The following is a 15,008-nucleotide window of genomic DNA, read 5'->3' as shown; positions in this document are numbered from 1 at the left end:
GAAGATGTTTTTAATCGTCTGATCTTTAAAGATAATTTTAATTTGTATTACGGGGATATCTCAGACTACCAATGGACAGAGATAACGGATATAAAAGATCTGGTCAATGCGAGAAAAATTAAATAGAGTTTAAAATTATGATATTATTTTTCAAAAAAGAAATTTAAAGTGGTATCGAATCTTAAAAAATGAATATTTAGATAAAGTGTATGCTGTTAACACTAATACCCAAAAAACCGATATGCCACTATCTTAACTCCCGGCATATCGGTTTTTAAATCCCCCCTATCTGCGTAAAATATGGGACCACCCCTCCCATCATTTTAAAATAAATGTAAAACGATTACTATGGTAATCGCGGAAAGGAAATGTAAATGGAAACAAACACGCAATACCATTTCATTAATTACGACGGCGCCATCAGGGCTTATGAGGAAGAATACCCGAGGCTCACGCGGGACCGGGTAGCGGCGTTCTTTTCAGATTTCAGGCGCGGGGCGCCGGTAGCCTTTATCAACCGGGGCACGCTGGTGCAGCCCATGACGGCCATTGTATTTGCGGATGAATCGGTGCTTTTATGGCCGCGGTCGCCGCACACGGTGGTGGACGCTGTCGGGCGGTATTTTGACAAGGACATGAAGCAGTGCCGGAAAAACAACAAGAAATTATTTGGCTATGAGCGGCATTTTCCCATCGTTATCGGGGAATCCCTTCAGCTCCTGCCAGTCGTTACAGAGCTCCCGGAGGGCGGCAAGGGAATCAGTTTCCTCTGCCGTCATTTTTTTATCCACGCGGGCGAGGAGAGCTTGCTGGTATCCACCGGAGGTTTGGCGGTGGCTTACTGCTGTTCGACGGCCCTGGTAAGGGGCAAGCTTCTGGAGCTGGTACAGCTCTGCCGGACGCTTTTTATCAAAGAGCTCTTAAAAAATGGGGCGGCCTTCCGCCCGGCCAGAAACCCGGTATGCGGCTGCTGCACGCTGTTTGAGGCGTGTCTGGAGCTGTTTCGCGAGGCCTTTGATTCTTAAGCGTTCAAAAGTTTTTTTAAAAACCCTTCGGCCGTGCGTTTAGACCTGAAAGGAAGAGGAAACAGCCATTTAGTATCAGAATCATGTAAAAAAGTCTCGTTTTTGAGGCTTTTTTACTTTTTTGACGGCTTTTTCAGGGCTGGCGCGTTTTTGCTTCTGGGCGCTCACATGCTTTAGAATAGTGTCAACACCGCAGGAACCACGCGGTGAATACAAATTTCAGGAGGATGAATATGGATCCGACCAAAAACCTTAAAAAGCTTGCGGACATGACAGAAACAGAGCGCACCAGAGCGCGGAAGGATTTGCGCTATTATCCGGTGCCGGATTACCTGAAGGCGCTGGGAGCCTTGAGCATGGTGGATTTAACCCGGGAGATGCCCCTGGTTTACCACTGTGACAATCCCTTTTTTCCAATAGAGGGCGGTTATCAGGCCGGCGAAACGCCCGGGGATTTAAGCGCCGGAGCGTTGGCCGGAAGGCTTGGGGAGATCTGCAGGGTAAAGCTGGGCAACAGCGCCCACCCGCTGCATCTTTTAGAAGCGATCGGTGACGGCCGGCCGCTGAGGGAATGTTTTTTTCCGGATGGAAGCACCCACCTGTGCGCCCAGGGCGAGATTGAGGCTGAGGGTGAGACGCCGCTTTCAATGCTGGATATTAAAGCCCTGAAAAGCCCGCGGCTGAGGGCCGTCACAGACCAGGCCTTCCTCAGCGATTCCATCGACATGAAGCGATGGGTGTACTGTTTGCGCGGCCAATGGTCAGACCGCTATTTTGTATTGATTGAAAAAGGAGAAGCCCATGAATAAGCACACAATTTTAAAGATGGACCGTTTTGAAAGCCCCCTGTTTGGCAGTATCCGCACGCTGGTGGAAACCGTCGATGTAAAGGCACACAACACAGCGCTCGAGCAGGAGATACAAAGGTGTAAGCAGCTTATTATGTATGAAGAGGACTGCGAGGTAACCTGTGGCGCTATGGACAGGATCATCGCGCTGAAAAAGCAGCTGCTCAAGCCCGGGGACCAGCGGCGGGAGTGGTTTGTTGTTCAGGATGTCTGCCGGGCCCTGGGCTTTAAGAACCACATAGTGGCGCTCCATACCCATGTGTGTCCCGGGGACCGGGCCAAGCGGGAAATCCGCGACGCCAACAATCACCGGCAGAGGATGCTGGTGGTGAACGAAAATGGCCTGGACGCGCTGATCCTCGGCGGCGGACTGTACGCGGCGCCGTTTTTTAAGGGGTATATCACCTCAGTGGTCCTGCCCTCAATCCGGGGGATAAAGCCAGGCTGCGGCGCGGGGCTGTGGCCTGTGTACTGCTGGCAGCGGGCTTGTCCGGCCTGCGCTCTGAGGTGTTCAGGGGGTGCCGATGAATTATCTGACTGAGCTGCTGGCCTTTTACAGGTGGCTGGAAACCGCGCTCATCAGCCCGGTTCAGCAGGCCTACTGGCATCTGCTCATGTGGGCCAACAACAGGGCCGCTGTCCGGGACGAGCTGGGGGACTGGTACTGGCCCGTGGCCTTTAACCTGCCCAATACAGTGGTCATGCGGTTTTTAGGCCTCAAAAAGCACTATCAGGTCGTGCACCTCAGAGACCAGCTGATCCGCACCGGGCGGGTGCAGTATGAGAAGCACCCTGCCCAGCGGGCGGGCACCTACCGCCTGAACCCCTTTAACAGCGGGCTTGAGGCCATCTGGATTGTTTCGGAGAAGGGGTGCGCCCGCACCCAGGTCTGGTACTGTGCCGACACCCGGGCCGCACCCGGGCCGGAACCGTACATAAATCCTTTAAACAATAAACAAGCTTTTCTATCCGGTAGTATTCCTGAGGACGGACCGTCGCCCAACGGCTTCAATCTGCTTCCCCAGATTTCCGAGGAGGAAAAGGCAGCGATCCAGGCAAGGTACCCGGATAATGACGTGAGGGCTTTTTATGCGGTTTGGGAGGCCCGGGAGAAGAAGCAGCGGGAAAACCAAAATTTATGGAGGTGATCAAATGAACCGATATGGCACAGGCCCCGGCCTCCTGCACAAGCGCCGGGCCTACCTGGTGGAAGCGGAATGCCGGGTGCAGGTGGGCTTTTACGCCCGGACTGTGGAGGAAGCGGAAGATTTATTCGGCGAATACTGCCAGGCTGTGGAGGACTCGCATCCGGAGATTGTTTTGAGCATAACGGACCTTTATGAAGATGAATAGGAGGGGTGAATGAATCAATACCAAGAGATCGACGCGTTGGTAGAAGCCTATAAATACGGGCAGGAATACCCGGAGGACAGCCCGGAGCGGGAAAACGCAAGGGCGGCGTGCCAGATGCTGGTCATGACCTTTAAGCCCCTGATTCTGGCTGCGCTCAGCCGTTCACGAATCACTGATGACCGATTTGAGGACGCCTTCCAGGACGGCGTGGTCGCTTTTATAGAAGGGCTGAAAAAGTTTGATCCAGGGCGCGGCACCGGGTTTAACGCCTTTATGCAGGGATACCTGAAGCGTTATTACCTGAAGTGGAACGAAGGCCGGTTCAACCAGTCCGTCACAGCGGAAAAAAGCCTGGACAGCCCACTGCCCGGCGACGAAGCCCTGACGCTGGCCGATACCCTGGCCGATGATCAGGTAAGCGTAGAGACTGATTATATTGCAAAGAAAGAGAAGCAGAACAACCGAAAGCGGCTGGCAAAGGGCCTCTCACGCCTGTCCACCGCGCAGCGCAGCGTGGTGAAGGGATATTACCATGAAGGGTTAAGTATGAGTGAAATCGCCTTAAAACAGGGGATAAGCCGTCAGGCAGTCCAGAACCGCCATGCGTATGCCATAAAAAAATTAAAAAAAGTTTTTTAAAAACCCTTGTCATTTTCCCGATTTCCGGAATGTATGTAGTGTGGGGCAAAAACGCCGCACAAAATACAGTCCAAAAAGGAGAAACACACATGGCAGTAGAGAAAACAACCGAATCCGTGGGCATGAAGATCACCGTCAATCATGGCGAACGGGATGGGAAGATCGTCAAAACCTCCAAGACCTACGGCGACGTCAAGGAGAACGTCACCGACGACGCCTTTGTGGGCACAGCTAAAGCCATCACTGGCATGCAGGAGCCCATTAGAGAAAAGCAGGTGAAGGTGACCGCCGAGGAATTAATAGAAGTAGCGTAATTGGAAAAGGGGGCGGTAGCCCCTTTTCATGAGTTGATCGTTGATAGTGTATAGTGGATAGTTGTGGTGAAAACCGGCAAAGCCGGTTTGATTCTAAATCAAATTGTCTTTGGCAATTTGTTCATAAACGATCCACTATCAATTATCAACGATCCCCTAAAAAAATACAGGTAAACCAGAAACACAAAATTTTAAAATTTAAAGGAGACTAAAAAATGCCAACAACCAGCAAAGACTTAACCATTATCTTTCAGCGCGCGGACGGAAAAGAGCACAAAATCACCATTCCCGACTACAAGGAGGGCATCACCGACGCCGAGGTCAAAGCCGGCGCCCAGGCCATCGTGGACCAGGGCGCCTTTGAGCCCGACGGCTTCGCCCTGACCCAGGTCGTGGCCGCCGTACGGGTGGACACCACCAAAACCGACGTGGCTGTGGAGTAGCAGAAAAGCTGGAAAAGGGGCGGATGCCCCTTTTTTCAGGTCAAAAGCAGTATGGAAAGGAGAAGCAATGATAAAATTTTACAGACAGAGATGCGTTATCCTGATCGCCCTGACGGTGGCGGCCGTGGGCCTGATCTTTCTGGCCGGCCTCTGCGAAGGGCCGGGGCCCGGAACCGGGCCGGAGATGACCGTGGCCGAACCTGGGATAAAGCCAGAGCCGCCCGGCCAGGAGCCGCCGCCAGCGCCCGAAACACCGCCGGACAGCCCAGTCATTGAGCCCCCTCTGCCCGGGGACACCGTCCCGCCAGATGATCCCTGGGCGACAGAACATTTCCGGATGGCGGAGTATGCCTGTGACTGTCCGGGCTACTGCGACGGGTGGCCCGCCGAGATGGACCCGGAGCTGCTGGCGCGCATTGAGGCTCTGCGCATGGCCTGCGGCCGGCCGGTCATCATCACCTCGGGGGTGCGGTGTGAGGCGCGCAACGAGGAGGTGGGCGGGGTAACCTGGTCTTTTCATAAAAGAGGACAGGCGGCAGACCTGTACTGCCCGGGCATGGCGGTGGGCGAGTTGGCATTACGGGCACAGGAAACCGGGTTAAACATCTTACCTTATTATCGCTCTGGCTATATTCATGTGGAATGCTCCCTGAATTGAGAGGAAAAAACGCACAGATTAGAATGAATATAAATTAAAAAGCGATAAAGATTATCTGACAGGTATTTTTAAAAAAACTATTGACAATAAAGTTAGGGAATGCTAATCTATATACTGTGATTAGCGGACCCTAACTTTTTTAGGTTGTATGAAATAAGTTACCTAAAACTTATCGCGGAACAGAACCAAGGAATTACCGGCTTAACAGCTTTTATGGCGTGGACGGTTAAAGTAAGGCTTAGCTAAGAATATAAAATTAAGGAGGAAATATCATGTCAACAAGGATAGCACTTGCAGGAAATCCCAATTGCGGCAAGACGACACTTTTTAACGCGCTCACAGGCTCTAACCAGTATGTCGGCAACTGGCCTGGTGTTACGGTTGAGAAAAAAGAAGGTAAGCTGAAGGGAAACAAAGACGTCATTATCATGGACTTACCGGGTATTTACTCGCTTTCACCTTACACACTTGAAGAGGTGGTTGCCAGAAATTACCTGATTAATGAACGGCCCGACGCCATCATTAATATCATTGACGGGACCAATATCGAGCGGAACCTTTATCTCACCACTCAGATCACAGAGCTGGGCATTCCGGTAGTCATCGCTGTCAATATGATGGACCTCGTGGAAAAGAACGGGGATAAAATTGATATCAGGCGCCTGTCAAAGGACCTTGGCTGTGAGGTTGTGGAGATTTCAGCCCTTAAGGGAAAAGGTCTCAAGGAAGCGGCTGAAAAAGCGATTAAAATTGCGGGTAAAAATACCGTCAGCGCGCCGGTGCACCGGTTTGATCCGGAGGTAGAGGAAGCGCTGGGTAAGATAGAAGCCAGTCTGGGTGGCGAGATTCCGAAAGAACAGAGACGTTTCTTTGCCATCAAGCTCTTTGAACGGGACGATAAGATTGCCGGGCTGATGCAGACCGTGCCGGATGTGGAAGCCATCATCACAGCGGTTGAGGATTCCATGGACGACGATTCTGAAAGCATTATCACCAACGAACGCTATAATTATATTTCCAATATTATCGGTGACTGCTATCAGAAGAAAAACAAGGGACAGCTCTCCATCTCGGATAAAATCGACAGGGTGGTAACCAACCGTTTCCTGGCGCTCCCGATTTTCGCCCTCGTCATGATTCTGGTTTACTACGTTTCGGTTACCACGGTGGGCGCCTGGGCGACCGACTGGGCCAATGACGGCGTGTTCGGCGACGGCTGGCACTTGTTCGGTATGGGCACTGCCCAGTACGAGGAAGCCGCTGGCGAGTACGACGTGCAGGCTCAGAAGATGGACGCCTTTTTAGAGGCGGCCCAGGCCCAGGGGATCAGCACCGACGCGGTGACCGAAGCCCTGGAAGCGGAGGAAGGCGAAGCGGATGAAAGCGCTGTTGCCGCCTTTGAACAGGCCGCGGCCAATGTGACCGCCGACGCTGAAATCACCGATGAGGAAGGCGAAGTGGTTGAAACGGTTCCGGTAACCGTCAATGACTTTACGGAAGCCGCCGCCGCAGAGGAGCCGGATCCGGCGGATTACGGTGTGTGGGTGCCGGGGCTTCCGGTGCTGATCGGTAACGGGCTGGAAGCCGTAGGCTGTGCCGACTGGCTCCAGAGCCTGATCTTAGACGGGATTGTGGCCGGTGTTGGCGCGGTTCTCGGCTTTGTGCCTCAGATTTTAGTGCTGTTTATCTTCCTGGCGATTTTGGAAGGATGCGGTTACATGGCGCGTATTGCCTTTATTATGGACCGTATCTTCCGCCGCTTTGGTTTATCCGGTAAATCCTTTATCCCGATGCTCATCGGTAGTGGCTGCGGTGTGCCGGGGATCATGGCCTCGCGTACCATTGAAAATGAACGCGACCGCCGTATGACCATCATGACCACCACCTTTGTACCCTGCAGCGCCAAGATGCCAATCATCGCCATGTTTGCCGGCGCGATTTTCGGCGGCGCGTGGTGGGTAGCGCCAAGCGCCTACTTTATTGGCATCGGAGCCATTGTGGTTTCCGGTATCATGCTCAAAAAGACCAAGATGTTTGCCGGCGATCCGGCGCCCTTTGTCATTGAGCTGCCCGCGTACCATATGCCCACGGTGGGCAATGTCCTGCGCAGCATGTGGGAACGCGGCTGGTCCTTTATTAAAAAAGCGGGGACCATTATCCTGCTGTCCACGGTCTTTATCTGGTTTACCTCCAGCTTTGGCATGGTAGACGGCAGCTTTGGCATGGTAGACGATATGAGCGACAGCATTCTGGCCGCCATCGGCTCCGCCCTGGCCTGGATCTTTATCCCCAACGGCTTTGGCGACTGGCAGTCAACCGTTGCGACGGTTACCGGCCTGGTAGCCAAGGAAAACGTGGTCGGCACCTTTGGTATTCTGTTTAAGGTGGGCAGCGACGTCGCGGAAACCGACGCCACCCTGTGGACAGCGGTTGCGGCGCACTATACCGCGATCTCGGCGTTCTCCTTCATGGTATTCAACCTGCTGTGCGCACCGTGCTTCGCAGCCATGGGCGCCATCAAGCGTGAAATGAACAACGCGAAATGGTTTTGGTTTGCCGTGGGCTACCAGACCGGCTTCGCCTATGTGATCTCACTGATTATCTACCGTCTGGGCTTACTCTTTACAGGCGGCGGCTTCTCAGTCTGGACCGTTATTGCCATCGCGCTTCTGGCGGGGATTATTTACCTGATGGTACGTCCCTATAAAGAATCCGATACCCTGGACATCAACATGCCGGCAGCCAAGGCAAAACCATGACAGCCACCATCCTGATCTGCATTGCCATTGTGGTCATCGTGATCCTGGGCGTGCGCAGCTACATGAAACGTGTTTCATCCGGCTGCTGCGGCTCGGGCGGCGGCAAAGCGGTCAAAAAGATCCGCGTGCCGGACAGAGACAAAAGCCATTACCCCTATCGTAAGGTTTTATGGATTGACGGAATGGTCTGCGGCAACTGCGCCGCCAGTGTGGAAAATGCCCTGAACAGCCTGGACGGTGTCTGGGCAAGGGTGGATCTGACCGAAAAGAAGGCAGAGGTGTTGATGAAAAAGCCCCTTGACGCCGAGGTGCTTAAGCTCAGCGTCAAGGACAGCGGATATACCGTGTTCCGGGTTGAGGAATCCTGACAAAAGAAAAAAGCTTATCCATTTCAGAATGGATAAGCTTTTTTAATGCGTGCTATTCGGTGAGCTTTTTACCGGCCTCCCGGGCATCGGCGATGAGCTCGTCGGTGTAGGCGTTGGCGCAGACAATGCGGTTTTCCACCTTGCCCTGGAGCATCATGCCAAAGGAAGCATCGGACATGTCAAAATAGGGGACGTAGTGGCCGGCCATTGGCGCGCCCTGGGAATAAACCGTGACCACGCGCTTGGGGCCGGTCTTAAAATGGGATTTTCCATCCTGGGTGGTGTACATCAGGGCGTAGAGGCGGTTTAAGAACAGCATGGTCTGGGCGCTCATCTGAGCCATGTAGATGGGCGCGCCGATGACCACTGCGTTGGCGTCGGCAATGGCTTCGTAGATGCGCTGCATGTCGTCTTTCTGAACACAGAAGCTGTCCTTGGTTTTGTGGCAGGCGCCGCAGGCCTGACAGCCTTTGATGTTCAGCGCGTTCAGGTTAAAGGACAGAACCTCTGCGCCCTTTTCCTTTGCGCCTTCGAGCACTGCGTCCACCAGAACGGTGCTGTTGCCCTGAGGACGGGGACTGCCGTGGATTCCTACAATTTTCACAATCATCACTCCTTTGGTTTTATACCTCTATTATACGCCTGTTAAAAGGCCTATGGCAAGGGTCAGCGTGTAAAAGCGTAAAGACAGCTGTCAAAAATCGTGCCGTTTTTAAAAACGCGTTTTTTTAAAATCCTCTCCAGGGTGTAGCCGGCCTTTTCCAGCGCCCGGCGGGAGCCGAGGTTATGGGCAAAGGGCTCGGCGTGGATGCGCGCCAGGCCGTAATGCTCCAGGGCGCAGCCTGTCAGCTCGCGGATGGCCGCGGACATGATCCCATGCCCCCAGAAGGGCTCGGCCAGCCAGTAGCCGATTTCGGCGTTTTTACAGTACACATCCGCTTCCAGAAAAATACCGATACTGCCAACGGCCCTGCCGTCTATGTCGATGGCCCGGGTGCACTGGCGGGCTTCGCCGGCCTCGATACAGCTCATCACATAGCCGCGGGCGTCCTCGCGGGTATAGGGCCAGGGAAAGGCATTGCGCAGGTTATCCGCGATCTTTTTATTGTTGGCGTATTCTGCCACGCAGTCGATGTCGCTTTCCCGCCAGGGTCGTAATTTAAAATCCATTTGCTCCTCCTCAGTCAATTTCAGTGTTTTCATAGCTTCGTTTCAAAACCTCGGCCGCGGTGGGGGCGTCGATATACAGGACATCAGCCAGCCCGCCGCGCAGGGTGGCGCAGATAATATCCGCCTTTTCAACGCCGCTCACCACCAGCAGCTTGTTGCGGATGGCCTTGATCACTGGCAGCGAGGCGGCAATGACACGGCGGTCCAGCGTTTCGTCAAAGATTTCGCCTCTGGCGTTTATAAAATGCGAGCACATGTCGCCGATACAGCCCTTGGATTCCATCTCCCAGTACTGGGCGTCGGACAGCAGCCCCATCTCATAGATAATGGACGGCCGCGCCAGATTGCCCACAGAGAACACCGCGGTCTGGCACCGTTCGGCCATGGACAGAATCTGTGCCACCTGGGAATCCTGCTTGATGGCGTCGGCGATAAAGGGCGCATCCACCACCGCGGGAGCCGGAATCTGGTAGCCGGTGCCGTCCACACAGGTCACAAAATCCTTGAGAATGTTCAGGGCGCTGGATTCATAAACCGCCCGGGAGTAGCCCCCGTTGAGCTGGATCACCGAGACGCCGCGCCGCTTAATGGGCTGCAGCAAATCGGCCAGCACCTCCAGGGTACTGCCCCAGGCAATGCCCAGGATGGAATCATCGTCCACATAGCGGGGAAGCTCCTGGGCCAGCGCCATGCAGACATCGTGGACCAGAATCCGCTTGTCGCCCACCAAATCGGGCACAATGACCGCCCGCTTCAGCGGAAAATGAGCCAGAAGCTGGGTTTCCAGCTCGCCGAAGGAAAGCACTGGCTCCTTGATGCGCACCTCGATCAGCCCCATTTCTTTACCGCTCTTTAACAGCCGGCTGACGCTGGATTTACTGATGCCTTCCTTTTCCGCAATTTCAATTTGTCCCATATCCATTTCGTAATACATTTTTGATATACGAAGAATCTGATTTATTTTTTTGAGATCCATAGCCCCTCCAATGTTGTGAAATTATTCCCATAAAAACAAAAAGCTGTCCGGCTTTTATGGTTTCATTATAAAAAGAATGAAAAGGAATGTCAAGGGAAAAAGCCTTTATTTATGTAAAATTCTGAAAACAGATGTTGAAATTTTTCCCAAGATAGAAAAAATTATTTTCTTAAATTTGGAATTATGCCCATTTTTCTATTGACAAATTTGCACCACAGGGTATAGAATACACCTATAAAACATTTACAAGGAGTGAATTAAATGAGCGTTGTAACTTTAATCGGTTCTGGACAGATGGCCTCAGCATTGACTTTCCCACTTTACGAAAATGGCCACGAGGTCCGTTTAGTAGGATCTCCCCTCGATAACGAAATTATCGACCGTCTGAGAGAAGATCACTACCATTTCAATTTATTGCGTACCCTGCATGACGGTATTCATTACTATAAAGTGGATCAGGTCACAGAAGCGCTGGAGGGCGCGGACGTGGTGGTCTGCGGCGTGTCCAGCTTCGGTGTGGACTGGTTCCTGAACGAAATTATTCCCATTATCCCAGAAGGCGTCCCGATGATTTCAGTCACCAAGGGAATGCTGGATTTCGAGGACGGGCGGCTTCAGGTTTATCCCGAATACTGGGAAGAACACCTGCCCGAAGGTTCCAAGCTTAAAATTTACGCCATCGGCGGCCCGTGTACCGCCCGCGACCTGGCAGACCACGACCATTCCTTTGTGGGCTTCTGCGGACGTGACATCGAAACCCAGGAAAAGCTCCGGGATATTTTCGCAACCGATTATTATCATATCAGCCTCACCACCGACGTGGTCGGCCTGGAAGCCGCTGTCGCCTTAAAGAACGGCTATGCCCTCGGCACCGCTCTGGCCATCGGCCTCAAAAATATCTGCGGCGATGACGGCATCGCTCATGTCAACTCCAAGGCCGCTTTATTCCAGCAGAGTGTCAAGGAAATGGACGACTTACTGGAACTTGTCGGCGGCAGCCACCGCATGATCATGTTCGCGGCCGGCGACCTGGACGTTACCGTGGCCGGCGGCAGAAGCCGCAGCGTCGGCCAGTATCTGGGCGAAGGCCTGTCCATGGAGGCGATCACCGAAAAGCTGGCCGGACAGACGCTGGAAGCCGTTGTCATTGCCACGCGTACCGCCAAGGCGGTCAAGGCGCTGGCCAAAGCTGGCAAGCTGGATATCGACCAGTTTCCGCTGTTAATGCATGTCGACAAGCTGCTCAACGAAGGGGAAAAGGTCAATATTCCCTGGAAGAAATTTCAAACAATCGAAGCGTAGGGGCATCGCCTGAGCGCAGCAATGGACATCTGAGGGGACAGACAAAATAAGATTATCAATAATGGAGAATTTAGAATTCTCCATTTATTATAGCGGCCTTGTAATCGTTAATCTTTTGACGATCATATTTAAAATACCATTATATCATTACGATGAGGGAGGTAATATTATGGAATATTTAATTGGATTGGATTTGGGGACCGGCAGTGTCAAAACCGTATTGTTTGACCAGAACGGCAGGGAAATCGCGCAGATGGCGCAGGAATACCCGGTTTACCAGCCGAATAACGGCTGGTCCGAGCAGGACCCGGAGGACTGGTACACCGCGGCCATCGCCACCATGCGTTATGTCATTGATGAATCCGGAGTGCCCAGAGACGCCATCAAGGGGATCGGCATGTCGGGCCAGATGATGGGCGCGGTCATGCTGGACGCGGCAGGAAAGCCGCTGCGCCGCGCGATCCTGTGGAACGATGCCCGGACCACCGAATCCTGCGAATCTGTCCGCAGAATCGTTACCGATGAAAAAATGATGGAAATCAACTGTAATCCGGTTCGTCCAGGCCTCACCGCCGCCAAGATCCAGTGGGTTAAGGAAAACGAACCTGAGATTTACGCCAAAACCGCCCATATCCTGCTGCCAAAGGACTACCTGCGCTACCGTCTCACCGGCGAGTACGCCACCGAGGTTTCAGACGCTTCCGCCATGCAGCTGCTGGATGTACGCAACCGCTGCTGGTCCCAGTATATTCTGGACGCCCTCGAAATCAAGGAATCCGTGCTGGGCAAGGTCTACGAATCACCGGATGTTACCGGTACCCTGACAAAGGAAGTGGCCGGGCTTTTAGGCCTTTCTGAAAAGACCGTAGTGGTCGGCGGCGCAGGGGACAACGCAGCCGGCGCTGTGGGCACCGGCGTTGTGGCCACCGGCCGCGCCATGACCACCATCGGCACCTCCGGCACGGTTTTCGCCTATGCCGACGAGCCCATGATGGATAAAAAAGCCCGTGTTTACACTTTCTGTATGGCGGTTCCCGGCGCCTGGCATTTCATGGGGTCGGTCAACTCAGCCGGAAACTCCTTAAAATGGTACCGCAACCTGTTCTATTCCGACGATCAGGAATACGATAAGATCAACCGCGACGCCATGTCCTCTAAGCCAGGGGCCAACAACCTCATCTATATGCCTTACCTCACAGGCGAACAGTCACCGCATTTTGACCTGCAGTGCCGTGCCGGCTTTGTGGGCCTGTCGGCAACCCATACCAAAGCGGACATTACCCGCGCGGTCATGGAAGGCATCACCTACGCCCTGCGTGACGTGCTCACCGCCATCCGTGAATCCGGCATCGAGCCCGCCATCATGCGCATGTGCGGCGGCGGCTCCAAGAGCCCGTTCTGGCGCCAGCTCATGGCCGATATCTACGGCATGCCGGTCTGCCTGCCCGACATGAACTCCGAAAACGCAGCCGCCCTCGGCGCCGCCATTCTGGCCGCTGTGGGAACGGGCATGTACCCAAGCGTTCAGGATGCCTGTGATAAGATCATCGCCATGCGCGCGGAAACCTACGCGCCCAATCCGGCCCTGCGCGCCAAATACGATACGGTCTACACCGCTTTCGATAAGCTTTACCCCCAGCTAAAGGATAATTTTGCAGAGATTTTGAACTTCTAAAACCACTTAAAGAAAAAGGTGACAGAGCATACCTGTCACCTTTTTTTCGTTAAAAGCCAGATGACCGCAGAACCAGAAAAACCCCGTTCCGGAAAAGCTTTCCGGCCGGGGCCAAACACCGGAGCCTAGTGCCCCCGGTGTTTTTCTTTTTTCTTCAGCTGTTTTTGTTCAAAACGCTCAAGCTTCTGTCGTTCTTTTTCTTCGCGGCTTCGGCTTTTATGCATTGCCTTTTGCTGCTCATGCTGGGCTTTCAGGGCCTGCTGGGCCTTGGTGCCCACCCCCTGGCTCTGAAGATGCTTTTTAATGGCCCGCTGCATGCGCTTGGGGTTCAGCCTGCGGCGTTCAGCCGTCTGAATGACAGAAGGGCTGAACCGCAGCCGGTGGTCGTTCCTGAGCAAAAAGTCATAAATCTCATAGTCCTTTGGCTCCGCGCCAAAGGTGATCTTACAGACCTCCAGCCGTTCACCCGACTGGCGCTCATAAACCCCCACCCAAAAGGGTTCCTCAAAAAATACCGTTAAGCGGCTCGAAATTGTGACCATACAGATATCCTCCTTTAAGCAGAATCACCAAAGAACGGACAACCAAGGAGGCAGGTTACTGACGGCGTTGCCGCGCCCGGACTACCGACCGGAGCAGTGTTTTTATCTTTGTAGTTTAATGATAACGGACTTGGCCGGGGAGGTCAAAGTTTTTTTGTTAACCTTAGAAAGAATTGTATAAAAAGTAGTCAACTTAACAGATAAGATTTTTAGAGGGTAATACTTCTGATCTAGCATTGTGGCATCACTCCGGTGAGAAGCGAAAGACCCAAAAGCGATGCAGGCAAGCACTGAGACTTTGTATTTAGGGGGGGCCGGATACCATGTAAGCTTTTGTAGCAGGGTCAGTATTTTTTGAATAATAAAACAGAAAGACACAAATAGTTTTCAAATAAAATTCTTTTAAATCGATATTATTATCTTTTTATGATAATTGAGGAGACTTTTCTTAACAAAAAGCTTAAAAAAGTAATAATGATTTTCAGAAAAATATATAATAGGTCGGGTTAAATGAAAAGGCACCAAATGACAACTCAAAAAGACATGACCAGTTGTAATCGTTAAAATATAGACACTCTAAGAACGTCAAAAACGCTTGACAAACGGTTACAGTACAACTATACTAGTCTCAACTAGTCATGACCACTAATGACGTCGCGGAAGATTCAATTACAGATAAAATTAAAATAATAAAAAGAAAAACTTTCAGCATATAAATAATATGGCTAAAAAGGTATCTGGTGTTGCGGCTTTTTAATACGGACAGAAAATCCGGATACTTCAGCTTAAGAGGCTTTTTATGATATTGCTTAATTGTTGGGAAGTCTGGCCAAAATGGCAAAAAGAAAAGGAGAGAGATATGGAGATTAAATGCAGTTTAAACACCTTCAGAAACACAGACATTACGTTTATAGACAGCGAGAGGGCCTACATCGA

17 protein-coding genes are annotated in these 15,008 nt (G+C 52.4%); 13 read left to right on the top strand and 4 right to left on the bottom strand.

Features of this window, described 5'->3' with window-relative positions:
- The first annotated feature begins 374 nt into the window (after nucleotides 1-374).
- The 11 genes from I2B62_RS20285 (at nucleotide 375) to I2B62_RS20235 (ending at nucleotide 8,407) form a co-directional block, all read left to right on the top strand.
- The gene (locus I2B62_RS20285; protein ID WP_195270849.1) at nucleotides 375-1,025 is read left to right on the top strand and encodes a hypothetical protein; all 651 of its coding nucleotides are present in this window, start codon (nucleotides 375-377) and stop codon (nucleotides 1,023-1,025) included.
- Nucleotides 1,026-1,258: 233 nt separating this feature from the next.
- A complete protein-coding gene (locus tag I2B62_RS20280) occupies nucleotides 1,259-1,834 on the top strand; it encodes a hypothetical protein (RefSeq protein WP_195270848.1) in 576 nt (191 codons plus the stop codon).
- Nucleotides 1,827-2,414, top strand: a complete 588-nt coding sequence (locus tag I2B62_RS20275; RefSeq protein WP_195270847.1) for a BRO family protein — start codon at nucleotides 1,827-1,829, stop codon at nucleotides 2,412-2,414. The genes I2B62_RS20280 and I2B62_RS20275 overlap by 8 nt, the downstream gene beginning before the upstream one ends.
- Complete coding sequence (locus tag I2B62_RS20270; protein WP_195270846.1) at nucleotides 2,398-3,021, top strand: restriction endonuclease subunit S; 624 nt, start codon at nucleotides 2,398-2,400, stop codon at nucleotides 3,019-3,021. The genes I2B62_RS20275 and I2B62_RS20270 overlap by 17 nt, the downstream gene beginning before the upstream one ends.
- 4 nt (nucleotides 3,022-3,025) lie before the next feature.
- Entirely contained in the window at nucleotides 3,026-3,226 is a 201-nt protein-coding gene (locus tag I2B62_RS20265) for a hypothetical protein (RefSeq protein ID WP_195270845.1), read from the top strand.
- Nucleotides 3,227-3,235: 9 nt separating this feature from the next.
- Nucleotides 3,236-3,865: a sigma-70 family RNA polymerase sigma factor gene (locus tag I2B62_RS20260; protein ID WP_195270844.1), complete on the top strand. Its 630-nt coding sequence runs from the start codon at nucleotides 3,236-3,238 to the stop codon at nucleotides 3,863-3,865.
- An 89-nt stretch (nucleotides 3,866-3,954) separates the two neighbouring features.
- Nucleotides 3,955-4,179 (top strand): hypothetical protein, encoded by a 225-nt coding sequence (locus tag I2B62_RS20255; RefSeq protein WP_195270843.1) that lies wholly within the window; start codon nucleotides 3,955-3,957, stop codon nucleotides 4,177-4,179.
- Between the two features lie 215 nt (nucleotides 4,180-4,394).
- Nucleotides 4,395-4,622: a DUF2922 domain-containing protein gene (locus I2B62_RS20250; RefSeq protein WP_195270842.1), complete on the top strand. Its 228-nt coding sequence runs from the start codon at nucleotides 4,395-4,397 to the stop codon at nucleotides 4,620-4,622.
- 67 nt (nucleotides 4,623-4,689) lie between these two features.
- On the top strand, nucleotides 4,690-5,280 hold the full coding sequence (locus tag I2B62_RS20245) for a D-Ala-D-Ala carboxypeptidase family metallohydrolase (protein WP_195270841.1): 591 nt from the start codon (nucleotides 4,690-4,692) through the stop codon (nucleotides 5,278-5,280).
- 272 nt (nucleotides 5,281-5,552) lie between these two features.
- Nucleotides 5,553-8,039: a ferrous iron transporter B gene (locus I2B62_RS20240; protein WP_195270840.1), complete on the top strand. Its 2,487-nt coding sequence runs from the start codon at nucleotides 5,553-5,555 to the stop codon at nucleotides 8,037-8,039.
- Entirely contained in the window at nucleotides 8,036-8,407 is a 372-nt protein-coding gene (locus I2B62_RS20235) for a heavy metal-associated domain-containing protein (protein WP_195270839.1), read from the top strand. Before I2B62_RS20240 ends, I2B62_RS20235 begins: the two co-directional genes overlap by 4 nt.
- 52 nt (nucleotides 8,408-8,459) lie before the next feature.
- Here I2B62_RS20235 and I2B62_RS20230 read toward each other — a convergent pair whose 3' ends face one another.
- The 3 genes from I2B62_RS20230 to I2B62_RS20220 all read right to left on the bottom strand — a co-directional run bounded on the left by I2B62_RS20230 (nucleotide 8,460) and on the right by I2B62_RS20220 (nucleotide 10,553).
- Nucleotides 8,460-9,011, bottom strand: a complete 552-nt coding sequence (locus I2B62_RS20230; protein WP_195270838.1) for a flavodoxin family protein — start codon at nucleotides 9,009-9,011, stop codon at nucleotides 8,460-8,462.
- Between the two features lie 62 nt (nucleotides 9,012-9,073).
- Nucleotides 9,074-9,577 (bottom strand): GNAT family N-acetyltransferase, encoded by a 504-nt coding sequence (locus tag I2B62_RS20225; RefSeq protein ID WP_195270837.1) that lies wholly within the window; start codon nucleotides 9,575-9,577, stop codon nucleotides 9,074-9,076.
- A 10-nt stretch (nucleotides 9,578-9,587) separates the two neighbouring features.
- The gene (locus I2B62_RS20220) at nucleotides 9,588-10,553 is read right to left on the bottom strand and encodes a sugar-binding domain-containing protein (RefSeq protein WP_195270836.1); all 966 of its coding nucleotides are present in this window, start codon (nucleotides 10,551-10,553) and stop codon (nucleotides 9,588-9,590) included.
- Between the two features lie 261 nt (nucleotides 10,554-10,814).
- Here I2B62_RS20220 and I2B62_RS20215 point away from each other — a divergent pair, with 261 nt between their 5' ends.
- Nucleotides 10,815-11,855, top strand: coding sequence for an NAD(P)-binding domain-containing protein (locus tag I2B62_RS20215; RefSeq protein WP_195270835.1), 1,041 nt, complete (start codon nucleotides 10,815-10,817; stop codon nucleotides 11,853-11,855).
- Between the two features lie 169 nt (nucleotides 11,856-12,024).
- Nucleotides 12,025-13,530: a xylulokinase gene (gene xylB / locus I2B62_RS20210; protein ID WP_195270834.1), complete on the top strand. Its 1,506-nt coding sequence runs from the start codon at nucleotides 12,025-12,027 to the stop codon at nucleotides 13,528-13,530.
- Nucleotides 13,531-13,655: 125 nt separating this feature from the next.
- Here the strand turns inward: xylB and I2B62_RS20205 are convergent, their stop codons facing one another.
- Nucleotides 13,656-14,072, bottom strand: coding sequence for a YjdF family protein (locus tag I2B62_RS20205; RefSeq protein ID WP_195270833.1), 417 nt, complete (start codon nucleotides 14,070-14,072; stop codon nucleotides 13,656-13,658).
- Nucleotides 14,073-15,008: the final 936 nt, after the last annotated feature.

The sequence above is a fragment of the Eubacterium sp. 1001713B170207_170306_E7 genome, assembly GCF_015547515.1.
Lineage (GTDB): Bacteria > Bacillota > Clostridia > Eubacteriales > Eubacteriaceae > Eubacterium.
The sequence above is the reverse complement of the archived record's forward strand: the minus strand, read 5'-3'. Positions and strand labels throughout refer to the sequence as shown.